Annotated in this window: 19 protein-coding genes and 2 pseudogenes; 15 read left to right on the top strand and 6 right to left on the bottom strand. The window is 41.1% G+C overall.

Annotated elements, in window-relative coordinates:
- Positions 1 to 247 precede the first annotated feature (247 nt).
- Positions 248 to 5,299 carry an nSTAND1 domain-containing NTPase gene (locus V7L20_RS17025; RefSeq protein ID WP_334745219.1) on the bottom strand — a complete coding sequence of 1,684 codons (5,052 nt, stop codon included), beginning with the start codon at positions 5,297 to 5,299 and terminating at the stop codon, positions 248 to 250.
- Positions 5,300 to 5,393: 94 nt separating this feature from the next.
- On the bottom strand, positions 5,394 to 6,725 hold the full coding sequence (locus tag V7L20_RS17020) for a P-loop NTPase fold protein (protein WP_334745218.1): 1,332 nt from the start codon (positions 6,723 to 6,725) through the stop codon (positions 5,394 to 5,396).
- 685 nt (positions 6,726 to 7,410) lie between these two features.
- Here V7L20_RS17020 and V7L20_RS17015 point away from each other — a divergent pair.
- From V7L20_RS17015 to ftsZ, 4 genes are all read left to right on the top strand, one after another.
- Positions 7,411 to 8,265 (top strand): cell division protein FtsQ/DivIB, encoded by an 855-nt coding sequence (locus V7L20_RS17015; RefSeq protein ID WP_334745217.1) that lies wholly within the window; start codon positions 7,411 to 7,413, stop codon positions 8,263 to 8,265.
- A 300-nt stretch (positions 8,266 to 8,565) separates the two neighbouring features.
- Entirely contained in the window at positions 8,566 to 8,700 is a 135-nt protein-coding gene (locus tag V7L20_RS17010) for a hypothetical protein (protein ID WP_334745216.1), read from the top strand.
- Between the two features lie 237 nt (positions 8,701 to 8,937).
- Entirely contained in the window at positions 8,938 to 9,132 is a 195-nt protein-coding gene (locus V7L20_RS17005) for a hypothetical protein (protein WP_334745215.1), read from the top strand.
- A gap of 149 nt (positions 9,133 to 9,281) precedes the next feature.
- Entirely contained in the window at positions 9,282 to 10,598 is a 1,317-nt protein-coding gene (gene ftsZ / locus V7L20_RS17000; protein ID WP_334745214.1) for a cell division protein FtsZ, read from the top strand.
- Between the two features lie 735 nt (positions 10,599 to 11,333).
- Here the strand turns inward: ftsZ and gshB are convergent.
- The 3 genes from gshB to V7L20_RS16985 form a co-directional block, all read right to left on the bottom strand.
- Entirely contained in the window at positions 11,334 to 12,308 is a 975-nt protein-coding gene (gshB, locus tag V7L20_RS16995; RefSeq protein ID WP_334745213.1) for a glutathione synthase, read from the bottom strand.
- Between the two features lie 236 nt (positions 12,309 to 12,544).
- Positions 12,545 to 12,817, bottom strand: coding sequence for a glutaredoxin 3 (gene grxC / locus V7L20_RS16990; RefSeq protein ID WP_334745212.1), 273 nt, complete (start codon positions 12,815 to 12,817; stop codon positions 12,545 to 12,547).
- A gap of 384 nt (positions 12,818 to 13,201) precedes the next feature.
- Positions 13,202 to 13,696 carry a hypothetical protein gene (locus V7L20_RS16985; RefSeq protein WP_334745211.1) on the bottom strand — a complete coding sequence of 165 codons (495 nt, stop codon included), beginning with the start codon at positions 13,694 to 13,696 and terminating at the stop codon, positions 13,202 to 13,204.
- Positions 13,697 to 14,306: 610 nt separating this feature from the next.
- Here V7L20_RS16985 and V7L20_RS32695 point away from each other — a divergent pair.
- Positions 14,307 to 14,546, top strand: coding sequence for a winged helix-turn-helix domain-containing protein (locus tag V7L20_RS32695; RefSeq protein WP_442943567.1), 240 nt, complete (start codon positions 14,307 to 14,309; stop codon positions 14,544 to 14,546).
- A 17-nt stretch (positions 14,547 to 14,563) separates the two neighbouring features.
- Positions 14,564 to 15,106 carry an IS630 family transposase gene (locus tag V7L20_RS16980; protein WP_334745210.1) on the top strand — a complete coding sequence of 181 codons (543 nt, stop codon included), beginning with the start codon at positions 14,564 to 14,566 and terminating at the stop codon, positions 15,104 to 15,106.
- Positions 15,107 to 15,341: 235 nt separating this feature from the next.
- Here the strand turns inward: V7L20_RS16980 and hflX are convergent, their stop codons facing one another.
- Complete coding sequence (gene hflX, locus V7L20_RS16975; RefSeq protein WP_334745298.1) at positions 15,342 to 17,087, bottom strand: GTPase HflX; 1,746 nt, start codon at positions 17,085 to 17,087, stop codon at positions 15,342 to 15,344.
- Positions 17,088 to 17,268: 181 nt separating this feature from the next.
- Here hflX and V7L20_RS16970 point away from each other — a divergent pair.
- From V7L20_RS16970 to V7L20_RS16930, 9 genes and pseudogenes are all read left to right on the top strand, one after another.
- Positions 17,269 to 17,514: pseudogene (locus tag V7L20_RS16970) on the top strand (polyketide synthase dehydratase domain-containing protein); the annotation flags it as partial.
- A gap of 48 nt (positions 17,515 to 17,562) precedes the next feature.
- Positions 17,563 to 17,763: pseudogene (locus tag V7L20_RS16965) on the top strand (KR prefix domain-containing protein); the annotation flags it as partial.
- A gap of 283 nt (positions 17,764 to 18,046) precedes the next feature.
- Positions 18,047 to 18,541 carry a DUF2231 domain-containing protein gene (locus V7L20_RS16960; RefSeq protein WP_334745297.1) on the top strand — a complete coding sequence of 165 codons (495 nt, stop codon included), beginning with the start codon at positions 18,047 to 18,049 and terminating at the stop codon, positions 18,539 to 18,541.
- Positions 18,538 to 19,143 (top strand): DUF2231 domain-containing protein, encoded by a 606-nt coding sequence (locus tag V7L20_RS16955; RefSeq protein WP_334745208.1) that lies wholly within the window; start codon positions 18,538 to 18,540, stop codon positions 19,141 to 19,143. The genes V7L20_RS16960 and V7L20_RS16955 overlap by 4 nt, the downstream gene beginning before the upstream one ends.
- Positions 19,144 to 19,175: 32 nt before the next feature.
- Positions 19,176 to 20,102 carry a cytochrome c oxidase subunit II gene (locus tag V7L20_RS16950; RefSeq protein WP_334745207.1) on the top strand — a complete coding sequence of 309 codons (927 nt, stop codon included), beginning with the start codon at positions 19,176 to 19,178 and terminating at the stop codon, positions 20,100 to 20,102.
- A complete protein-coding gene (locus tag V7L20_RS16945) occupies positions 20,092 to 21,756 on the top strand; it encodes a cytochrome c oxidase subunit I (RefSeq protein WP_334745206.1) in 1,665 nt (554 codons plus the stop codon). The genes V7L20_RS16950 and V7L20_RS16945 overlap by 11 nt, the downstream gene beginning before the upstream one ends.
- A 102-nt stretch (positions 21,757 to 21,858) precedes the next feature.
- On the top strand, positions 21,859 to 22,524 hold the full coding sequence (locus V7L20_RS16940; protein ID WP_334745296.1) for a cytochrome c oxidase subunit 3: 666 nt from the start codon (positions 21,859 to 21,861) through the stop codon (positions 22,522 to 22,524).
- Between the two features lie 39 nt (positions 22,525 to 22,563).
- The gene (locus V7L20_RS16935) at positions 22,564 to 22,809 is read left to right on the top strand and encodes a hypothetical protein (protein ID WP_334745205.1); all 246 of its coding nucleotides are present in this window, start codon (positions 22,564 to 22,566) and stop codon (positions 22,807 to 22,809) included.
- A 321-nt stretch (positions 22,810 to 23,130) separates the two neighbouring features.
- Complete coding sequence (locus tag V7L20_RS16930) at positions 23,131 to 24,498, top strand: NAD(P)/FAD-dependent oxidoreductase (RefSeq protein ID WP_334745204.1); 1,368 nt, start codon at positions 23,131 to 23,133, stop codon at positions 24,496 to 24,498.
- Positions 24,499 to 24,670 lie beyond the last annotated feature (172 nt).

Raw genomic sequence — 24,670 nt, 5'->3', positions numbered from 1 at the left:
GCAGTTACTCATTGAGGCTTGAATTTAATTCGTAATCAGGCTTCTACTGACGCTAGTTCCGACGACGCTCATTCCTTGCTCTAAGCGTACCCCTGCTCTTAAGCAAGCTACGCGTAGCGTCTCGTCTGGTAGAGAAGTCATGCCGTACCACTTCGCAAAAGTAAGCTACGTGCAGCGTCTCGTTCGCATAGCGTCTTTGATAGGAGAAGAGAAAGCTTTACGTTGGGCTATTTAACGTAATTCGTAATTAAAAAAGGTTTTTACTGGTTATACCATCACAAAGAAGGCGATCGCGCTCTTCAAGATTATGGTTGTGTTTGAGGTAATCGCCCACCCAGTCACAACCACGAACAAGGAGGTCGTCAAGATGTAAATTCCACAGAATTATCGTGTTGTCATCACTGGCTGATGCTAGTGTTTGACCATCTGGGCTAAAACTGACACTTAATACCGGAGCGTGATGCCCATTAAGACTTTTAATTAATTTGCCATCACGGCTCCAGAGTTTCACTGTACTGTCCCAACTGGCGGCGGCAAGCAATTCACCATCGGGACTGAAAGTAACGGCATTAACGCTATCACTGTACCCCTTTAATAAGGTTTTTAATAATGTCCCATCCCGTCGCCACAGTTTCACAGTGTTATCCCAGCTGGCAGAAGCCAGTAACTCGTCAGTGGGACTAAAGCTAACACCTAACACCCAACTGTCATGGGGCGAAAAGGTTTTTAATAACATCCCATCCCGTCGCCACAGTTTCACAGTTTGATCGTCACTGGCAGAAGCTAAAATCTGACTATCAGGACTAAAATTCACGCTATTTACCCAACCCTGATGCCCTACTAAGGTTTTGAGCAACTTGCCATCACGGTTCCAAAGTTTGACTGTTTTATCTTTGCTAGCTGATGCCAAAAATTGACCATCGGGGCTGAAACTTACGCTCATCACACTATCAGTATGCCCGTGGAGAGTCATGATTAAAGTACCGTCAAGCCGCCAAAGTTTCACAGTTTTGTCATAACTTCCTGACGCCAACATTTCACCCTTTGGGTCAAAACTGACACTAGGAATTTGATTTGTATGGCCCACTAAAGTCTTGTAAAGTCGAGTTTTGACCTTACCTCTACTGATGTATCGTTGCCAAAGTTTGACAGTGTGATCGCTACTACCAGAAGCTAGCATCTGACCGTCGGGACTCCAAGCTACACTCAAAACTCGCCTCTGATGCCCTTGAAGAATAGACGGTGTTGGAGCATCTAAACTCCATAGTTTTATGCTTTTGTCATAACTTCCTGAAACTAGAAATTTATTATTTGGACTGAAAGCGATGCTGACAACAGCATCGCTGTGTCCTTTGAAGGTTTTGAGTAAAGTACCATTATTACTCCAGAGGTTTATGGTATTGTCTTCACCTGCGGAAGCTAACTTTTGACTATCGGGACTAAAACTCAAACTCCACACTCTCCTAGTATGCTGCCGTAAAGTTTTGTAAAAACGAAAGTCAAAACCGTCTTTAGTACTGTTAATTTCCCGCCGCCAAAGCTTTACTGTTTTATCTCGACCTGTTGACGCCAACATTTTACCATCTGGGCTGAAAACAGCCATCATCACATTCTGCTGATGTCCCTGCAAAGTTGTAACAAGGCTACCGTCCCGACGCCAAATTTTTACAGTTTTGTCGTCACTGGCCGAGGCAATGAATTGACCATCGGGACTGAAGTTTACCCAGTTAACCCACCCTTGATGTCCTTTGAGGATTTTTACTAAACTACCGTCTTTGCGCCAGATTTTGACGGTTGTATCCTGACTAGCAGTAGCTAATAACTCGCCATCAGGACTGAAACTAACGCTGTCAACAGAATCACCGTGTCCTTTGAGAGTTTTATATGGCTTGCGGTCAAATTTACCTGTAACTCGGTTTTTGCGCCAGATTTGCACTGTTTTGTCGAGGCTGGCGGAGGCGAGAAATTGACCATCATGGCTAAAAGTTACACAAGTGACAGCATCAGTGTGACCCTTAAGGGTTTGGAGTAAAGTACCGTCAGGACGCCAAATTTTCACCGTCCGATCTCGGCTACCTGATGCTAGCAACTGACCATCTGGGCTGAAAGCTACTCCCCAGACAATATCAGCGTGCCCTTCCAAGCGATTAGCCTCTGTTACCCCATAAACTGCCTGTTGCAGAGCTGTCACCACCCGCATTCGAGTATCTGGTTGCACTCCATCAGTCTGTTTAAGTTCTCTCCAAGCCCGCAAACTTTCTAATAGGGCATCAAATTCTTTATTAGAGGCAAATAAAGCTTCACTAGCAGCAGCGATCGCACTAATGTTCAAGTTGCTTTCACTGCGTTGAGCTCGTAGAGTTTGGTGGATTGCTGCTCTTTTTTGCAAGTCGGCTTGCCACCATAATGCTGCTATTGTTCCCCCCATGATTGCCAGCACTGCGCCTGCTATCCGTGCTTCTCGCAGTCGCCGTTGCAATACCAAATTGAGTTGCTTTTGACTAAATTGTTGAGCGACTTCAGCTTGAGTTTTTTCAAGTTTGATTTTTTCTAATTCCGCGAGCATACCATAATTGTTCTTTTGGCGAATTGGTTCAACTAAATAATCGTGAACTAGCTGGTAGCGATCGCCTAACTCTTCTCTAACTCGCAACACCAAACCTGAACCCACCAATATTTCTAAAATCAGTTCCCCAACTGTGTCAAAGCTTGATATTGTATCTATATCATGATTATTAACTAATGCTGCCGCCAAATCAGCTTTAGTTTTTAACGGTCGCGTGCCCTTTTCATCAGTTAACTCAAATAAGAGTTTCCAAGTTAACTCTTCATTCTCTTGACCACAATCTTTAATAACCTCCCCAAGCCAGCGTTCTACTAATTTTGCCGAGCCGCCGCAAAGCTTATATTGTCCGAGTGTGGTGATGTTTTCTATTTGTAGTTGAGCGCCAACTATTTGTAATTCAATTGGATGTACTTCGTCTAGTTCTCCTGTTAAATCCTGGACTAATCGGTTAATTAATTCATCACTCAGTTCAGAATGGGAACGCTGAGTAAGACTATGAATTATGGCTTTAGCATCCTGGCTAGAGAATTTTCCTAGATAATAACGAATATCCTTATCGAGAATATTTTTATTAATTATACCTAAATCATATAGTCCAATACTCTTTTTTTGACTCAATCTTTCAAATTCGAGTAAATAATGTAAATAATCTTCTCTTAAAGACAGAATAATTTTGACATAAGAAATATTTAAACATTCACTAAAAAATTGGTAAAACTCAATTCTTTCTGTTGGAAGATTACTAATAAAGAAAAACTCTTCAAACTGGTCTAATATAATAATTATTGTATAATTGCGCTCGGTTGCTAAACGAATTTTTTCTAGCAGTACAGTGGGTGTAGAGTCAAGATTAACCGATATTCCTGTGGATGCCAGTACTTGATTTAGACTGCTGATCAAAACTGAGAGCCAATCAGTGTAAATAGACAAAACAATAGGTATAGGAATGCGTTCACCGATAACTTTACCTTTGAGCGCTGGGACTAAACCAGCTTTGAGAGTTGAACTTTTACCTACACCTGATGGGCCATAAATTACTGTGAGCTTGTAGTCTGCACGAGTAATTCTTTCAATCAAACGATTGACATCTTGCTGCCGTCCAGAAGCAGATATTTCTTGGGCAACTCCCTCAGAAATAAACGGTATTTTTTGAGATTCCAATGCTGGGTTAATTCTAGAGTGTTGTGGCTGCAATTGACTTGCCCCAATGAAGGCACGAAAGCCATACTGATGTTCTATTTGAATTTTTTCTTGCTTGAGCTTAAAGGCTTCTGTATAGTCATGACGCTCAAAAAAGTAAAGCGATCGCAGTTCCTCTAAAATCTCTAAATAAAGAGATGGCTCATGTTGTAGCTCACAAACTACCCTTGCCCATTCCAGATTATTGATAGCCTCCTCTGGCTCACCTAGATGCCTCTGTGTCCGTGCTATTAAGAGAAGATACCAACTTTCTTGTCGTCGCCTTCGCAAAGCGTCTCGCAGAGAAGCTTGTGTTACTTCTTCGGAAATAGAAAGTGCTGTATTCGCTAATTCATGAGCCAGTATCCAATTTGAATTAGAAGCTGCCACATTTGCCAAAAATCCATAATCTTGAGCAACTTGTGCAGGACTTCCATAAGTTTTATGTAGATGTAATGACTTTTGAGCTAATTCTTTTAAGTCATCCCAGGCTTGTAAACGTTGCAGCATTTCACAAGCAGGCAAAATAAATTTAGCAACCAAGTCTTCTCTTTGCACTTCCTCTAATATTTCTAGGCATTGTTTAAACCACAACAGAGCATGTTCGCAATAGCTACTATTACTATTTTGGTGTAAGTCTGCCATTCGGTGATAACACAGCCCTAGATGGAATAGTACTATTGCTTGCTTGAGTAAAGAAGAGGGAAGGGTAGGGTTAGGAGATGAGAGGGATAAAGAAGAATTACTTTCGCACCCTGCTACTCTCTTCGTTTCCTGCTGCCACAAAGCTAGGCTTCTTTGATAATTGGCTAAAGCACCATTAATTTGATCGTTGGCGTATTTATCCCGCCCTAAAACAAATTCTAAACTAGCTTCTAATCCTGGTGTTAATTGAAAGCCGTAAAGGCGCAGCAAATCATTACGAGCTGATTCTATTTCGTGGCGGTGTTGAGACTTAGGATCTAAATCTAGGGAGGCATTAGATAAAAATGTTTCGGCACCTGCTTCTAAAACTTTGGCAAATAAAGATTCTGCCTCTTGGTGGATCAAAGCAGTTAAATCTGCCTTTGCCATTTCAAATTTAATCGTGGTTGCAGCCCAGCTTTTAAAATCAGGCGCTAATCTTGAAAGCAATGATGCCACATCATCTTGTAGCCACAATACCACTGGAAATGGAAAAGTCACGGCATATATGTCTCGTGCTTGGTTAATGCCTGTAAGTAAGTTTTCCAGGTTGATAGTTGACTCAATACCGAAAATCATCACAGATGATGGCAAACAGTCTGTAAGGACAGCAGGATTATCTAAAGATAGTTCTGAGACTATTGTGTTGTGTAAGGAAGTAGTTGATGGATGCAGAATGATTTCTCTGATATAAATGTCTTTGGTGATGGAGCGAATATTTTCTAACATTTGCTCACGTAATTGCCTATAATTACATCGAACTAAAATTAGGGCAAATTGACCTTTGGAAAGTGCGATCGCTCTAATCAGTCTTTGTAAAGTATGTTGATTTTCTTTTGTGTAGACTAGTAGCTGCTTGTTAGTAGTCATTGGTTATTGGGCATTGGGAATGGGGAATGGCAAATGAGGTATTAGTTATTAGTCCAATGGCAAAGGACAAAGGACTAATGACTTACCGTAATTGTTACTTTTTTTGCTGCCAAGCTAAAACTTTTTCTGTTTCTGCTAAGGCTGGACTTATGCCAAACCATCGCCCCAAAGGATCGCGATATTCAAACAGATACATGCTTCTTAGTAAGCTTTGGTAATCAGACTCACCTTTAACTCTCTGCTGCTGCACTACTTCAAACAATAATTCCCACTGAGATTCATCAATAGCTAATAGCAAATCGTCGCGGTAATCCTTAATTACGGCTTCTAAGCAGTCTCTAGAAAAAGGTGGATCTTCTCGTTGTAGGCAGCTATAAAGTAAACCTAATAAATTACGAATATGACCACCACTAACGCGACATATCCGATCCAAAGTTTGGGAGTGATCGAATAATTCTGTAATTAATAAAAGCCTTTCATTCAAAGGAACTTCTGGAAAAGCTCTTGCTAGAACTAATTGGCGCACTAGTGACATCCCTGGTTCGTAGTCGCTACCATCTCTTTGGCGCACTAATACCATCGGTAGTACTTTTGGCGCAATCCCTCCCCCCAAACGATTTTTTAGTGTCTCATACTCATTGGAGAAAATTAAGGTTAGGGGAATGGTATAAACTAGGTGGCATTTGAGTCGGCGTAGCTGTTCGCCTCGGTCAATAAAAAGATATTCTGGTTGCGATCGCCCCGATGCTAAAGGACGCATATCTACTCGATCCAAATTATCTACAATGACTACCAATCCTTTTTGACCCCGCAGCTTTAGCTGTTCAACAGCCTTTTCTAAAATTTCTTCGTTAATTGCTTGCAAAATACTATTGGTACGTGGTTCCAGATATTGCCTTAGTTGATTACGCATCTGGGTACTATCTTTGGTTTTAGCGGTAATTTTGGCAATACCTAACGACAACTCTGCTTGTCCAGAAAGCTCTATGGGGCTTTGCAAAAAATCGCCTACTTCTTTAAACAAATTAGTAAAGTAACCAGGTTTGAGTTTAATGCTAATGCCTTCTAAACTGGCACTGACTTGACGCGCTACACTCAGTAAAATATCGCTGACATCAATATCCGCCATATCTAAGTCTTGACTGGACTCAAAGTAAACTACATGAAATCCCGCCACTTCTAGTTCTGTCTTGAGGCGCTGCAATTCCGTTGACTTCCCGCAGCCAATGTGACCTGTAAATAACTGGCAGGTTGGCTCATCAGGAGAAATCCGAATGATAGTCCGCTGCAATTCTTCGACAATCTTGCAACCACGGACATCAGCAAAATCTATGTAATACTGACGATCTAACACGTTACTTATATTAAGCGTGTAGCTTGGATTACATGCTTTATAAAAACGTGATAAATTTAATGTCGTTTTCATGTATCTAGAGGTGTATGTTGATGTGTGTGTAGATGCAGTTAAATTGTATTTTTTATACCAAAAATCTCTAGCGTGGATGTAGGCACACGATTACTTCGCAAGTTGTTAGTATCTTGCAAAAGACAGCACTTATTACAGATCGCTGTCAATAGTGTGGTAGAGATTCAGTTGATCCTAGTAACCTTAAACGTATCTGTCCTTTTTACACCTGCTATTGAGTTTTTGACAATCTGTAGCTTTTGTTTGACCTAACCCAAACCTTTATGGCTAAGTTAATCAGTAAAAAAACTACTACATCATATAGTTCCCAATTTGGATAACTAATGATAAGAGCTGGTATGAATTATAGCAATCTATACAGAGATTAAGATTATCATTTATCATTTAAAATTAAATTTGTCAAGATAACAAAATTATAGATATATAAATTAATATTTTGTAATCTTTAGAGACTAGATATCTGATGATCGCTTGTCAAAGAGACAACAGTAAGTTAAGAATGGACACCGGAAATTTTAATTGGAAGGATGATTAGCGCCACGTTCGTTGTGTAGTTACTGTAAAGTGTTACTAAAAATAAAAAAGTCTTGAGGAGAACGGCTAACAGGTGCCAACAGTGTTTACTGAGATTAATTATGATACAAGCGCGTCAAGGAATTTGGATTGTAACCAGAAAGGGGTTTGAATGGCTGGCATAATATCAGTTTCCCGCACCGATCTAGCCCAGCGTCGTAAGAAATTACGTCGGCAAAGGCAGATGAAAATTATTCAAGCTATTTGGCGAACTTTTGCCATTACCAGTTTTGCGGGGGGATTGCTGTGGATGGCAGTTCAACCAGTGTGGGTGCTAAAAAGTCCTAAACAAGTAGTGATCAAATCAGGCAATCAGTCCCTATCGGATGAGACAACTCAATCACTGTTAGTCCTATCTTACCCCCAATCTTTGTGGCGGATTGAACCAACAGCGATCGCTAATTCTTTGAAGAAACAACCAACTATTGCCCAAGCCATCGTTAGACGTCGCTTGTTTCCTCCTGGATTAAACATCGAAATCCAAGAACGAGTCCCTGTAGCCATGACTCAAACACCAACTGGGCAAAATCAAGGCGCTGGCAACAAAAAAGTCACAATCGGCTTACTAGATGCAAGCGGGGCCTGGATGCCTTTAGAAAAATATACATCATTGAATCCTACTAAGAAATTACCCAATCTCAGAGTAATTGGATTGCCCAAACAATACTGTCTCTACTGGACTCAACTTCATCAAGCTGTAAGCCAAAGCCCCATAAAGGTGATGGAAATTGATTGCCAAAATCCAGCGAATTTAATTTTGAAAACAGAACTAGGAAATGTGCATCTCGGTGTTCCAGGTCCCCAACTGTCTGAACAAATTAAAGTACTCGCCCAAATGCGCCCTTTAGCAGCAAAACTAAATTCCGGCCAAATAGAGTATATTGATCTGAAAAATCCCGAATTTCCATTAGTACAGATGAACCAAAAAGAACAAAAATTAACTTCCAAAACTCTTAAAAACATCTAGTACAGCACCGTGCAAATAAACATACCATTTTAAATGGCGCAAAAGCCTGGAATCCAATTCTTTTGAATGCGTGATTTTTGACTTCTGCCTTGTGGTACTAGAGTGTTTAATGTATTGATAGCTCTTAGTAAATTCAGAAACTTTATGCTGATAAATAAATTTATTATTTTTAGTTTTTGAGCAAACCGCACGAAAATCGGCATTAACTTCTAATTAAAATGAGAAGATAAATCTTAAAATCTCTATTACGAGTAAAACACTTTCAATTATGACCCCTAACATCTAATAGTAGGGTGCAAGATGTCCAACAATCTAATGATGGGCTATGGCGTGCAAAACGCCTTCCATTCCAAAGACAGTTTACCAAAGTTTCAATCTGTAAAGGAAAATGCCGCCCAAAGTTGCGTGAGCATTGCTTCTGGGCAATCAGTTTAGACTATTCTGTGTCGTAATTCCTATTGGGTTACAAAACCTATGGAAAAATCTTGATTTGTTGACCACAGTGGTGGGGGTTCTCGTAAGATAGACTATTGCTGGAACAAAGTGTCCATTAAGACCTCCCAAACAACAAATTAATCAGGTATAGTCTGACAAGTAAATTTTTGCTTACTTCAACCTTAGGGATAAGTAAGTATAAGGTAAATTTTGTGTCTAAAGTTGCAGCTATTTCCAATGGTGAAATCTATTAATAATATTATTGAGGTAGATAAGATGCGCTGTAGTGTGTCTTTACAAGTTCTGCCCTCTGTTGAGAATAATGAAGCGATTAATGTCTCTTTGATGTTATACAGATCACTTTTAGATAAATGTAGGTATACTTCTCTAGAATTGGCTGTGCGATCAGTTGCCCTGAAAGCTCATCCATAGCAAATTTTCGCACTGCCAATTCTGTTAGGCTTGGCAGTAGTGAAAACAATAAAGAACAGTGCCCTAGTATTGTGGCACTGTCAAACTAAAGTTGACTCTTAGGTGAATAACACCTGAAAAAGTCGTTTATCTACCCTTTGACAAATCCAATGACACTTGATAATAACCAAGGACTTAACTATAAAAATTCCCAGTCTACGGGACAGCCGGGGTTCTCTCTGGCAGTTAACTCGACCAATCCCTTTAATAACTCTGGGTTGAACTTCGGACAAAATCACGAGAATAAGAAGATTTCTACGGAAAATAGTCGAATTGGCGAGATTGTTCCTGGCCGGGTTGCCAACATTAAAGTGATTGGTGTCGGTGGTGGCGGTGGGAATGCCGTTAATCGCATGATCGAATCTGATGTCTCTGGGGTAGAGTTTTGGTCAATTAACACTGATGCCCAAGCTCTTACCTTAGCTGGCGCTCCCAGTAGATTACAAATCGGACAGAAGCTAACGCGGGGTTTAGGAGCAGGTGGTAATCCTGCGATTGGTCAAAAGGCAGCAGAGGAATCACGAGACGAAATTGCTACAGCTTTAGAGGGTGCAGACCTAGTATTTATCACTGCTGGTATGGGCGGTGGTACTGGAACAGGTGCAGCCCCAATTGTGGCAGAAGTAGCAAAGGAAATGGGCGCTCTTACTGTTGGTGTAGTCACACGTCCATTTGTTTTTGAGGGACGCCGCCGTACCAGCCAAGCGGAACAAGGTATTGAAGGACTAAAAAGTAGGGTAGATACACTGATTATTATCCCCAACAACAAACTGCTGGAAGTGATCCCCGAACAAACACCTGTGCAAGAAGCTTTTCGTTATGCAGATGATGTACTGCGTCAAGGGGTACAAGGTATTTCTGATATCATTACAATCCCCGGTTTAGTAAACGTTGACTTTGCTGATGTTCGAGCTGTAATGGCAGATGCGGGATCAGCATTAATGGGAATTGGCGTTAGCTCTGGAAAATCTAGAGCCAGAGAAGCTGCGATCGCAGCTATTTCTTCACCATTACTAGAATGTTCTATTGAAGGTGCCAGAGGGGTTGTCTTTAATATTACTGGTGGTACTGACCTGACTTTGCATGAAGTGAATGCAGCCGCAGAAGCAATTTATGAAGTAGTTGATCCCAACGCCAATATTATTTTTGGGGCTGTAATTGATGACAGACTCCAAGGTGAGGTAAGAATTACTGTAATTGCCACCGGATTTACAGGTGAAGTGCAAGCTGCGGTACAACAAAGTGTAGCAAACGTTCGAGTAGCATCTAATACTTCTAAGCGACCAACAACACAGCAAACAGCTGTTAGTCCTCCAACCTCAACTCCAACTCCAACTCCAACTCCAACTCCAATTCCAGAACCACAAGAAAAATCTGGATTAGATATACCTGATTTTCTGAAAAAACGACGTACACCACGGAATTAAAAGATTTTGGATTTGAGGTTTTAGATTAAATTAGCAGTCTCAGGTTATGCTGAGGTTCCAGGGTTTTACTAAGGGCAGGGGTAAGCAATCTATTGCCATCCCCAATCTTGCTAATGGGTAAAACTCCTTAACGCTACTTTATAGAAATAGAATCAATTTGGGCAGGAGTCTGCTGGCTCACATGTCTAGCTATGCTTTTGGAACATATAAAGAAGAATAGCTGCCCAGCTACAGATACAACGCCGATAGCGAGTTATCGTACCCTTACAGGGAAGCAAGCTACGTGCAGCGTCTCGTAGAGAGCGTCATAGCCCGTCATAGTTATCGCTACATCTACCCCCACAATTCATTAAACTCATATACGGTATAAGGAAGTATATTTACCTAAATAAAGTTGCGTGGGTCACTCGCCCACACAAGCGTCCGAAGAAAGTCTGTTTCCTGGAAAATAGTAGTGCGTCAAGTTTAAATTGATGGATTGATGTATAAACAAGTTCCTAGTAAGTTAGCGCGGTCTTCTCCCATTCGTGAGAGGATAGCGCCTGCCGTAGGATGCCCAAAGGGCTGTAGGGGGTTTCCACGCCAGGTGCTACAACGGGGGGAACCCCCGCAACGCACTGGCTCCCCATGAGTGACTAACTTTCCCGTTGGGTAAGAACTTTAGTCCTAATCTTCTAAACACACTTTGTGCTTACTCCAAACCCTCAAAACTCGAAGCAAAAAAATAAATGTAAATTATTTTTTGCTTTTTATTGTCTGTTCAATCCATTGAATAACCTGATGACCAAGGTAAGTTTTATCTAGGCGATCAATCTCACGAATTCCAGTAGGACTAGTGACGTTAACTTCAGTTAAGTAGCCACCAATAACATCAATACCGACAAAAATTAAGCCGTCTTGGCGTAACCGTTCGGCTACTTGAGTACAAATTTCATACTCTCTTGGAGTAATTTCGGTTTGAGCGACTGTGCCACCAGTTGCCATATTATTGCGAAAATCAGTTCCGCTAGAAAGGCGATTGAGCGCACCAATTGGTTCGCCATTGAGTAGGATAATTCGCTTATCTCCTGCTTTTGCCTCCGGTAAATAGATTTGTACCATTACAGGCACTCGACCTTGGAGGGTACTGAGTTCGACAATAGAGTTAAAATTGCGATCGCCTGGTTGCAAAAATAAAATTCCTTCTCCAGCTTTGTTACCCAGTGGTTTGAGAACCGCAGCTCCCTTGGCTTCGACAAATTGCCGGATAAACTGTTTATCAGCACTGACAATCGTTTCTGGAATTGCTTTAGTAAACTGGAGGGCGTACATTTTTTCATTTGCCCCTCGGATGCCGCTAGGATTGTTAATTATCAAGGTTTTATTTTGGTCAATGTAATCCAAAATGTAGGTGGCATAGAGGTAAGAATCATTTACAGGTGGATCTGTCCGCATAAATACGGCGTCCATTGTCTCTAAAGAAGTTAAGGAGGAAGCGCTCAACTTATACCAAGGATTCGCCGCTATCCAGCGTCCTTTCACCAACTGCACTGGCACAACTTCAACTCGCTGTAGAACAGCCCAAGCTTTGCTCTCCACCACACTTAGGAGATTTGCTTGAGTCACCCAAACTTCGTGTCCCAGGATTTGCGCTGCTTCAATTAGGGCAACACTGGTATCATGACACGGGTCAAGCAGATGGATGGGATCAATGATAAAAGCCAGTTTCACCCTTTATACCTCAATCACCAAGAAATTAAATGGTTATTCAATTATTATCTCTTGATGCTCTCACTAATTGACGTATATATGTACTGCTGAGTAGAACCTAGTAGGTAAAGTCTTGTGGACAGATATCGCTTTTGTGAGAAAAAAGTCTGTAAACAAGGCAGGGCGTAGCTCTCCAGAGTTGTAGCGACTGCCGTGTGTAGCGGCTTGTCGCTAGCTTCTAGCAATATCTTCTCAACCTACACGCTCTTGCTAGAAGTTAGTAGCTCATCTAGCTTGCCTTGAGTGTCTAAAGCGTGGATATCATCGCAACCACCTATGTGATCATCATTTATGAAAATTTGCGGTAAAGAACGCCGTCCATTTGCTCTTTGAGCCATTTTATTTCTGGCTGCCTCATCTCCATCAATGCTGTATTCAATAAATTCAACTCCTTTGTTCTTGAGCAAACTTTTGGCACGAATGCAAAACGGGCAAGTTCTCCAAGTGTAAATTTCTACTTTTGCGGCCATGATGTCCTCAACTTGATTTCATGCTTCTTAATTTTAGAACGTTGGTACTAACTCTAGCTTCATTATCATATTTTTGCTCAAACCATATACAAATTTTTTATATATTAACTAATTTTATAAATGTAGTTAATAATCCAAGGGAGTTACCTGTATCAGATGAATGTCTAAAAGGCTTCCAAAAAATAAATTATCCCAAATTATTTTGTAAGTTTCTAGGGTAGCACAGATGTACTACCCAATGATGGAATGTTTTTTTCCTGAAAGTCCCTAAAGTTTACTTTCTCTTAGAATAGTATTTATGTACAAGGCTTACTTAAGCAAATAATTACCACTATATAAATAACAGGTGATGAAGTACCTCTGTGCTTCACCACCTTAGTTAAATTAGCAGTGTTGTTGACTCTTATGCAGACTGTTTGTTTTTTTGAGAAGTCCCAAAGCACCCAAAGCAAATAAAGCTAGAGCAACTGTTATCCTTGACTCAGGCACATATTTAGGTTTAGGTGGAGCCTGATAATAAGAACTCGCTCCTACCCAGATTAAATCACAACCAGAAACTCCTGGGTTATCACCGTAATTTCCTATCTGAACTGCTGCGTATATTTGATTAAGAGTATCTTTAAAATCAAAGTTTGCTGCATTGAGATCAAAATTCTTAAGTGAAATTGTGGCAGTGAAGCCATCATTGGTTGCGCCAGTCGATGATGGGTTAATATTTAAATCTAGCTTACCTTTATAGCCACTTGCTTTTTGGTTGTTTTCGTCTACTGTAATGGGCTTAATGCCCATAGCATAAGGTGAAGCTGCCGATATTTGAAACAAAGTATTGTTATTAAATTTGGTGTCGTCGTAATTCAAAATCAAATGTTTGAATTTCATTCTTATTTGTTCCTGCTAGGTCGATGACAACATCTACTTTTTTTGCATCGGTGGCATTGTCCTTAATGGTAAGTGTCCCGAAAGAGGTGTCTACTTTAGCACAGGTACTTCCACCATAATAAGTTTTTGTACCTACAGTTCCAGAGATAACGCAATCCAGGTTATATGTAAAAAAAGCGGCATTAGCAGGGGAAAAAACAGAGGATGATAATATAACGGCAGTTGCACCTAAAAAAGATGGTACTGCTGAAGTTGAAAAGAGATTTTTAATGTTAATTGATAAGTTATATCAATTTTATATGAAGCTGCATATAATATAAAAAACAAGCCCGATAAACTAAAATACCCATGAGCCGCCCTTTGAAATTGAAATAGCAGAAAGCGAAGAAGAACTAAAAAAGTGTCTACAAATAGCTAACTTGGGAAACCAGAAAGAAAAATTACAGATGCTGTGGTGGATTAAAAGTGGACAAGTCAAGGAGCAGCAAGAAATCGGAAAACGCTTGGCAAAAGATACCTCAACAGTGACAAGGTGGTTGCAAAAGTATAGAACGGGTGGGCTATCTGAATTATTAAAAATTAAAAAAGCTCTTTTTGTGCAAAACGGAAAATTCCTGAGGTAGCGATCGCAGCACTCAAAGAAGAGTTAAAAACAGAAAAAGGGTTTAGTAGCTATGGTGCGATAGTCGAGTGGTTGAAAAAAGAGCTTCAGCTTGATGTCGAGTATGCAACTGTTTATGCCTTAGTTCGATATCAATTAGGAGCGAAGCTAAAAGTACCACGTCCTAAAAGCTACAAGCAAGACGATAAGTTGGTATCAGAGTTTAAAAAAAACTCGGTATCATTCTGAGCAGTCTTGAAAAGCTTTTGGCACAGGGTTCGTGTGTCCACTATCTGTGCCAAGATGAAACTAGAGTTGGACTCAAGACTTTAACAGGAAAAGTCATTACTGCTGCTGGAATTAAACCGACTGTTGAGGTGAAATGGCAACGAGACAATTTTTGGATTTATGGCGCAATTGAGCCAATGACTGGAAAACATTTTCAACAAGAATATTCCAAACTCAATGGAGAGTCTTTTCAACAGTTCTTGGACTGGTTATCTGTGCAATTAGGTCGCGACTATACAATTTTACAGATCGACCAAGCTCCCGCTCATACCAGTTCTGCCATTCGCTGGCCAGAAAATATTATTCCTTTACTTCAACCCCCTCATTCTCCCGAACTTAATCCGATTGAGAGGCTTTGGCAGTTCCTCAAAAAATCGCTCAAAAATGAACTATTTTCTTCTCTACAAAATTTACGCGTTCGCATACAGCAATTGTTCGAGCAACTTACATTTGAGCAGGTAATATCTGTTTCTTCTTATAACTTTATTTTAGAAGCTCTTTTCTATGCAGCTTCATATTAAATTAGTATTAAATAGAATGGCAATACTTAGTTGCTAAGATGGGAATTGGCTGCTTGCTAGCCATCAAAGTCAAAAATCCTTAAAAGAAGCCTTACACCACTCTAAATACTGAACAACAGGTTGTCTATAATACAGGTTATATCTTCAAAAATACTTCATTTTCAGCTTATATAAATAAAAAGCCCAGGATTATTACTGGGCTTTTTATAATTTAAAATGTATTAGATTTAAACATTTATCTACTGTCAACGGCGTATTCAATTAGCTTGGCAAGACGCTGGCGTAAGGTTTCTAATCCCAAGCGCTGACTCGCAGAAATAAACACCGCTAGAGGGAATTCTTCTCTAGCTAAAGCTAGTGTCTCACTATTGGCTTGATCAATCTTGTTAAAAATAACCAGCGCGGGGCCAGGAGTTATTGGCATTTGCGCCAAGATTTCTCTAACTGAGCGAATATGACGCAACCAAGCGGGGTGAGACAAATCCACCAAATGTAGTAGAGCATCGGCTTCTGTGACTTCCTCCAAGGTGGCGCGGAAGGCATCCATTAATGATGCAGGTAGTTCGTGTATGAACCCTACTGTATCTGTAATCAGAATTTCTTGAGGTTTATCAGCTTCGCCATGAGGAATTACCAGACGGCGGGTAGTAGGATCGAGAGTGGCAAATAGCTGGTCGGCTGTATAAACTTCTGCATTCGTGAGAGCATTCAGCAAAGTGGACTTGCCAGCGTTAGTATATCCAACTAAAGCCACTGAGGGAACTTCTCGATGCTGTCGTCGCTGCCGTAACCGCGAACGATGGGCCTGCAATTGGTTCACTTCTTTTTGCAGCCGGGATATGCGCTGCCCAATAGCACGGCGTTCAGTTTCCAGTTTTGTTTCACCAGGACCACGAGTTCCAATACCACCACCCAATCGGGACATAGTGCGACCTCTACCAGCAAGTCGCGGCTGCATGTATTCTAACTGTGCTAGTTCTACTTGTAATTTACCAGCACGCGACTGAGCGCGTTGAGCAAAGATATCCAAAATTACTTCGGTGCGGTCAACCACCCGGATACCAATTTGCATTTCTAAGTTGCGGACTTGAGAGGGTGAGAGGTCGCGGTCAAAAACGACGAGATTGACTCCTAATGTTTGGGCTGTTAGGGCAATTTCTTGCACCTTACCTTCGCCAACTACTGTCTGGGGATGAACGCGCGATCGCTTTTGTTGTATTGTCTGTAATACATCTCCCCCAGCTGTATCAACTAAACGCGCCAATTCTACTAGGGTGTCTTGGAATTGTAGAGGAGTTATCTCACTGGTCATCAGCCCTACAATTAGCACGCGATCATGGTCAGAATCTACTTCCTGGGCGACAAATTCGCGCTGGAATTCTGCTTCTAGATTTTCTACTAGGTCTACTAAATCCTGCTCTGCCAGATCATCCAAGTCCAGAGGTGGCGATATATTCCAACTTGGGGATTGAATTTGGCTCTCTTCTACTTTTAAAGCAGCAGGACTAGTAATCAAAGTGCGAGACTCTTGGGGTGTCAAATGAGCTAGATAAGCTTCTTTGACATATCCAGTCGCACCGCCTCCCCGTCGTGTAAATCCCGTTCCAGTAATGTTTAGTACAACTAGGGCATCTAAGCGTTGCAGTGCCATCGCCGTGAGTGCCGCCTCATTTGGCGGTTCTGCCTTGAGATGGGTAGCGATGCAACGAATACCACTGAGTCGTTCTGCACCATAACGGGGCAATTCTAAGAGTGGTATTTGCGTTTGACGTGGTGTACCTACCCCGACGCGAATCACTTGTCCACGACGGTTGATGTAGGCACACACAGGCTGATTGACTTCTGTGCTAATTGCTGCCAGACGCTGGGAAAACTCGGACGTAGTGATGCGATCGCCCGGTATACGCTGGTGATACAGCCGCTGTAGTTGCTTCAGCTGGCTGGACTTCAGACCTTGGAGATTTCCAAAAATAGTTTCTATAGGCGTTTATGACCAGTTAAATGGCCCCCCGAATCCTTATATGTCTATTTTATAACAGGGTTTAGGCTCTTATCTCTCTCTTTTGAGGGATGCATGTGAATTAGTTGGCGGCGGGTATTGATTTGAGGCTATGGTGGTTCTCAGTTTTTAATTTCACCTTTATCCTGAAAGTACAGAAACTTTTCTTCCCTTAAGTATCGACAAGTTCCGGTTTTTCCAGCCACCGAACAGCTATGATTTGTGGTGTTATGCATCTGTTCAAGCCACAGAAGAACCAAACGATCTCACCGCAGATATCCAATTATTTCATGGAGATGGACAGGTAATTGCAGAAGTTACTGGTTTTGTTGGTAAGCAAGTAAATCCAGAGAAGCTTGTAGAAAGCTCATCGTCAGAGGATTTACTACTTTTGTGCCAAACTATTTAACAACCCCTAGCCCGCGATCGCACTCTTAAACAATCACCCAAAGCCTTACCTAGCAGTTGGTTGATTTTTGCTGACGAAAGTCGATTTGGTACAAATTTAGCCAGAATGTTGGAAGCTCAAGGTAATAACCGTATCTTAATTTTTCCTGGTTCCACGTCTCGGCAATTGACAGCGCAAAGTTACCAAATCAATCCAGCAGAATTATTATATTGCCTGTGGTTAGTACAAGAGTTAAAAACTATTAAATAATTATTTTTTTTGCTCTCAACTTATTTATAGAGATATTTTTTTATTAAAAAAGTTTTATAAAGCTAATCAAATAAAATTTTTTGTAAGTATACTTTTTATGTTATCATAGAAAAATTCAAAATTAATCTTATCAAAAAATTAATATGTATTTTGGTTATATAAATCATCCCTAAGATAGTATGTTTTTCTTGGTTTTTATAGAATACTTAAAAAATTTCAAACTGAATTTTATTTTTACTAAAAAAAGTCATCATAGGCTTATGGATACCTTAAGGAAAAAATGATGCCTGGTCTGGCTCTCAATAACCAAAATCTCCCATACCCCGACCCCATACACCCCATCATCGTCCACTTTGTAATTGCGATGGTGTTTTTTTCGTTTTTCTGCGATGTGGTAGGCTATTTCTCCCACAACGTGCGTTTGTTTGAAGTCAGCTTGTGGAATATGTTTGTTGCTTCGGGAGCTATTTTCTTAGCGGTTATCTTTGGTCAATTTGAAGCAGGTTTAGCAAATAATTATGGATCTGTTCAGCCAACCCTGAATTTTCACACAGTCATGGGTTGGTCGCTGGCGGTGCTTGTTGTTGCGATCACAGCTTGGCGTTTTGTAATTCGTAACCGCACACCACGGAAAATTCCACCTGCTTACCTTGGTGTCGCAGCGTTTTTGATTTGTCTGGTATTCTTGCAAGTGTATCTAGGAAGCAAGCTGTTCTGGGTATACGGTTTGCACGTCGAGCCTGTCGTTGAAGCAATGAAGCAGGGAGTTTCACAATGAATTCGCAACTGATTGACTCTTTGAGGTTGCGATTTGGTGCAAATGGACTGCCTTACGAAATTCCCATACATCCACAGTTGGTGCATCTGACATTGGGTTTGCTCATTATTGCTATTTTGTTTGACATAGCAGGAGCTATTTTTCCCATAGAACGACCAATTTTCAAATTTCTCGGTCTTAGTGCCATACGTTCTAGTTTCTTTGATGTGGGCTGGTACAACCTCATAGGAGCAGCTTTTATCACTTTTTTCACGGTTGCAGCTGGTTTTTTCGAGCTACTGCTAGCAAATCCACCAATCGATCAAAAGAGTGTTTGGGGGTTAAATGCTGGGTGGACAATGCTTTTGCATGGTTTGGGTGGCCTTTTGTTGTTGGGGGCGATCGCAGCCATGACTGTATGGAGAGGATTGCAACGCTATCGCTGGCGTAAGGATGCTTCTAGGCAAGTGCAGTGGAGTTACTTGTTAGCAGGTATTGTAATAATGGGCATCTTGTTTGTCCACGGAACTTTAGGGGCGCAATTGGGAGAAGAGTTTGGAATTCATGTCACTGCTGCGAAGTTACTCCAAGAAGGTAAAAGCCCAAATTTACTACCCAAATAATCAAGCGGGAAGTACTCTTACATGAAATTATTATGTTTAGTTTTTTTGAATATGTACTAATAGCGTTTTATGTAGCAGTGCTGCTTGTTGTCAGTCGGTGGATTGGCCAGCAAGCGTTTTCTTGGATGCCTCTCCAGGCTACAGCAGAAGCACAACGAGTAGATAATTTATTTAGCTTTTTAGTCTCAATTGGAGCATTCATTTTGCTTGGGCTTATTGGTGTTATTGTCTATGCGATCGTCTTCCACCGCGCCAGCCCGGCAGACTACAGCGAGGGACACCCTTCTAGAGGTGATGCTAGGTTAGAAATATTGTGGACAGCCACTCCGACTCTGCTAGTAGTATGGATTGCCTTCCAAAGTTTCAATATTTATCAGCAATTAAATATTCTCGGTCTAAACCAAATTGTGCATTTGCACACACCTCTAGAATCTGCACCCGCCTACGCCGCAAACGTCAGTGATGTCCCCAAACCTGCCTCTGAAACAATTGATGTTTTTGTTAAGCAATGGGATTGGTCTTTCCATTATCCAAATAATGTTACTAGTAAAGAATTACACTTGCCTGTTGATCGCAGCACTCGCTTAAATATGCAAGCACAAGATGTAATCCACGGTTTCTACGTTCCTGAGTTTCGCTTAAAGCAGGATATTGTTCCAGGGCGTAAGATTGACATTGTGCTAACACCCATTCGCCCAGGTAAATATCGACTAAAAGATTCTCAATTCAGTGGTGCTTATTTTGCCTTACTAGAAGCAGATGTATACGTTGAATCCCTTGAGAAGTATAATCAATGGCTCACGCAAACGGTTTCTAGCGGCGAAAGTGCTACCACTAAAAATCAAGCAGTTGCCGAAAATATCCAACCACCAAAGACATTATTTCAAAGCGGCTGGCACACCGTCACACCTGCACAACCTGCTGTAGCGAATCAAAGGAAGATAAATAATGACACATGATTTGAGTGAAGCTATAGCCAAGGATAGAGAACCTAACAATGGCTGGCGGGAATATTTCAGCTTCAGCACTGACCATAAGGTGATCGGTGTTCAGTACATGGTGATGACCTTTATTTTCTTTCTCCTTGGTGGGCTGTTAGCGATGATTATCCGGGCTGAGTTGCTCACCCCGGAATCAAATTTAGTTGACCGCCCCCTCTACAATGGTTTGTTCACCATGCACGGGACAATCATGATTTTCCTGTGGATTATCCCCTTTAATGCAGGTCTTGCTAACTACCTAGTACCATTGATGATTGGAGCGCGGGATATGTCTTTTCCCCTGCTCAACGCTATCTCTTTTTGGATTCTGCCACCAGCTGGTCTTCTACTAATATCTAGCTTCTTGCTACCTAATGGGACTGCACAAGCTGGCTGGTGGTCTTATCCACCAGTTAGTCTGCAAGTTCCAGGGGATCAGTTGATTAACGGTCAATTCTTATGGATAGTTAGCCTAGTACTAATAGGCATCTCTTCGATTATGGGGGCTGTCAACTTTGTTACCACCATCTTTTGGATGCGGGCACCAGGGATGACATTTTTCAGAATGCCCGTCTTTGTATGGTCAGTTTTTAGCGCCCAGTTGTTGCAGCTGATTAATTTGCCTTCCTTGACGGCTGCATTGATACTGCTGTTGTTTGACCTCTCCTTCGGTACACAATTTTTTAAACCTGAAGGAAATGGCGATCCCATCCTTTACCAGCACCTATTCTGGTTCTACTCCCACCCAGCAGTTTATATCATGGCGCTACCAGCCTTCGGTATTATTGCGGAAGTTCTACCTGCCTTTTCTCGCAATCCCCTATTTGGTTATCGATCAGTTGCTCTTGCTTCTTTAGGTATTGCTGTAGTCAGCATCTTCGTTTGGGTGCATCACATGTTTACCAGTGCTACCCCCGGCTGGATGCGAATGACCTTCATGGCCACCTCAATGTTAGTTGCCATACCCACTGGTGTTAAAGCATTCGCTTGGACTGCCACCATCTGGAGAAGTAAGTTGCATCTAGAGACACCAATGCTATTTGCGATGGGAGGTGCAGCGATGTTTATTTTTGGCGGTGTTACTGGTGTAATGCTTGCTGCCACGCCATTTGATATCCACGTCAATAATACTTACTTTGTAGTGGGTCACTTTCACTACATTGTTTTTAATACCATCACGATGGCAATCTTTGCCGGAATTTACTTCTGGTTTCCCAAGATAACTGGAAGGATGTACGCCGAAGGTTGGGGTAAACTGCATTTCTGGTTGACCTTTATTCCTGCCAATATCACCTTCTTCTCCATGCACCCATTAGGTTTACAAGGGATGCTACGCCGAATTTCATCCTACGATCCCCAGTATCAGGGATGGAACGTCATCGCTAGCCTGGGATCGTTCTTACTGGGAGCATCCACGTTGCCCTTTATTGCTAACATTGTCGGTTCCTGGCTATATGGAGTGAGGGCAGTTGATAATCCTTGGCACGCTACAGGACTGGAATGGACAACTTCCTCACCACCTTTGCGAGATAATTTTGAAGAGATTCCTGTTGTCAACAGACCTCCTTACGATTATGGCGATCCAAAATATTCATTCGTGGAAAATTCTAATGATAGTGAGTCAAGTCACTAGAAACTGGGGACTAGGGACTGTGTACTAGGAAAAAGATATAACTATAAATTCTTCAATGCCCAATCCCCAATGCCCAATTCTCAATTCTCAATGCCCAAAATCATGCAAGGTCGCAGCATCCATATAGATGAAAGTCCGATCCCTTTTGAGCGGTGGCGACGACGCTTACCGAATTGGTTACAGCGCTTTGTGCCAAGTGGTGGCGGAAGTCATCAAGATCATCATGGCAAAGGAATGTTCGGATTTACTGTGTTCCTGTTGTCGGAAAGTATCATTTTTTTGAGTTTTATCTTTACTTATGTTGCTCTACGACTGAATACTACTAATTGGCTACCACCCGGTATTTCTGGGCCAGAATTGTCTAAACTCGTGATTATTAATACAGTAGTTTTACTTTCTAGCAGCTTTGTGATTCAACCAGCAGAAAATGCCCTCAAGCGTAATCAACTTAGTAAATTTCGCTGGCTATGGCTGATAACGATCGCAATGGGAACCTACTTTTTGATTGGTCTATTAATTGAGTGGAAAAATCTTGATTTCAAGCTCAATACAGGATTAGTTGGTTCCACATTCTACTTGCTCACAGGTTTTCACGGCTTACATGTTTTGGCTGGTGTTGTGCTTCAGATAATTATGCTGATTCGCTCATTCATTCCAGGCAATTATAATAAAACTCACTTCGGGACAAGTGCTACCACTCTATTTTGGCACTTTGTTGATGTAGTTTGGGTGTTTCTTTTCTCGCTTCTCTATCTTTGGCGAGCATAAAAATGTTCAGAAATTCTAAGTATTTTTAGGAGTAATTTGATGAATTTATTCTTGCAAGATATACCAGCCTCAGAACTCACCCCCAAAACAATTCAAGAAACTCCAGCACCAGTTAAAGACCCACTAATTGCACAAGGTTTGCAAAAAGAGCAATATATTGGCATTGTTGGGCTAGCGATCGCTCTAATTGCTGCTGTAGGATTTTTTAGTCGCAGAGTCGAATATGCTATTGCCTTCGCTTTATTCCTCAGCGTGATTTTAATTGGTTTATTTTTCTTTATATAGCGGATTTATCATTATTGATTAGTCATTACTTAAGTAAGTGGTCAAGAATAAATCAAACTATGTTACACAGTAGAAAAATAATTAAATTGATTGATGTTTTGTAAGGGCTTTAGCCCTATTTTAAAAGCTAAATTCCTTACAACAAACCTTTAATTATTTACGCCTACTTAGTTATTCTGATTTACCAATGACTAATAAAGTTATTAGAAAGGTCTTAATTTTAGACTTTTTCTTTGCGCCTCTGCATGAGACAAAAAATATGATTTAAATGTGTAAAATCCTAATAAATTCCTAATTTAACCACACTTTGGAGAAGATTTTATGAACAGCCCAGTTTATCAAACTGTTATTGTCGGTGGTGGCTTCACTGGCTTATTTACAGCCTTACACCTGGCTCACGAACATTATCCTCGCTCTGTAATTTTGATTGACAAAAATGAACGCTTTTGCTTTAAGCCGCTACTCTACGAATATTTCAGTAGTGAAATGGATGCTTTTCAAGTAGTACCACGTTTTTCAGAATTACTTAAAGATAGTGGTGTCATCTTTGTTCAAGATACAGTGCAATCGATAGACTTGCATCAACAACAAGTCAAATTAGCTTCGGGAAACTCCTACAACTACAGTAACTTAGTATTAGCCTTGGGTAGTGTTACTGCTTATCATCATCTTGAAGGTGCCCAAGAATACGCTTTGCCTTTTTGGACACAAGAAGATGCGATCGCTATTGACCGACATTTACACGACTGTTTGCAACGAGCTGTACAAACTGAAGACCCAGAACAACGTCGTCAACTGCTAACAATTGTTGTGGTTGGTGGTGGTGCAAGTGGTGTAGAAATGGCAGCTACTTTAGCTGATTTACTCCCACATTGGTATAGCGCTTTAGGAGGAAATTCTAGTGAAATTCGTGTAGTATTGCTCAATCACGGTAAAGAAATTCTCAACGGTGATATTAACTATCCCCTGCGCTCAACTGCTGAGAGAGAATTACAAAAACGCACGATACCAATTGAAATTCTTACTGGAGCAGAAGCCACTACTATTCATGCCAATGCCATTGAATATAAACGCAATGAGCAAATTGAGAGATTACTAACATATACCACAATATGGACAGCTGGTACTTCTATTAATCCACTAATTAAAGATTTACCAATTTCTCAAGAACATCGGGATCATCGCGACCGCCTTTTAGTTACTCCTACAATGCAACTACTCGACTTTCCAGAAGTCTTTGCAGGCGGGGATTGTGCAGCAGTTCAGGATAAATCACTACCGCCAACAGCCCAAGTTGCTTATCAACAAGGAGCCAATATCGCCCGAAATTTGAAAGCGATCGCTTTAGGCCAAGACCTTAAACCAGCAAAGGTAAATATACGCGGAACTCTCTTAAAATTGGGATTAAATGACGCTGCTGCTAACCTTTTCAATATTTTAGAAGTTGCAGGCGAATCTGGGCATTTAATCCGTCAAGGCACTTATTTAACCCTATTACCAACTCCAATTCATGATTTCAAAGCTGCTAGTGAATGGTTGGATGAAGAGATTTTTCACCACCACCTTGACCCTAATGATGTAGGTAAAAAAGTTGTACAAGCAGTAGAAGTAGTTGGCGCAGGAGTTGTAGGCGTTTTAGTTGCAAGAAAATTGTTGAAAATGTTAGGCAATGAAGATAAAAGGGACTAGTACAGCTTGGCGTAAATAAGCCAAGTATGAGATAGCCAATACGCCAATATGGTTCAGTTAAGACCCCCCCAGCTACAGCGACCCCCTTAAAAAGCAGGGCTAATTCATTGTGATGAGAGAAAATTAGGGTAACCAGAAGTTAGCATACACAAAATTTTTTAGCGACTGATTT

Origin of the sequence: Nostoc sp. (assembly GCF_036916735.1) — a bacterium.
Lineage (GTDB): Bacteria > Cyanobacteriota > Cyanobacteriia > Cyanobacteriales > Nostocaceae > Nostoc.
This window is presented reverse-complemented; position numbering and strand designations above follow the sequence as displayed.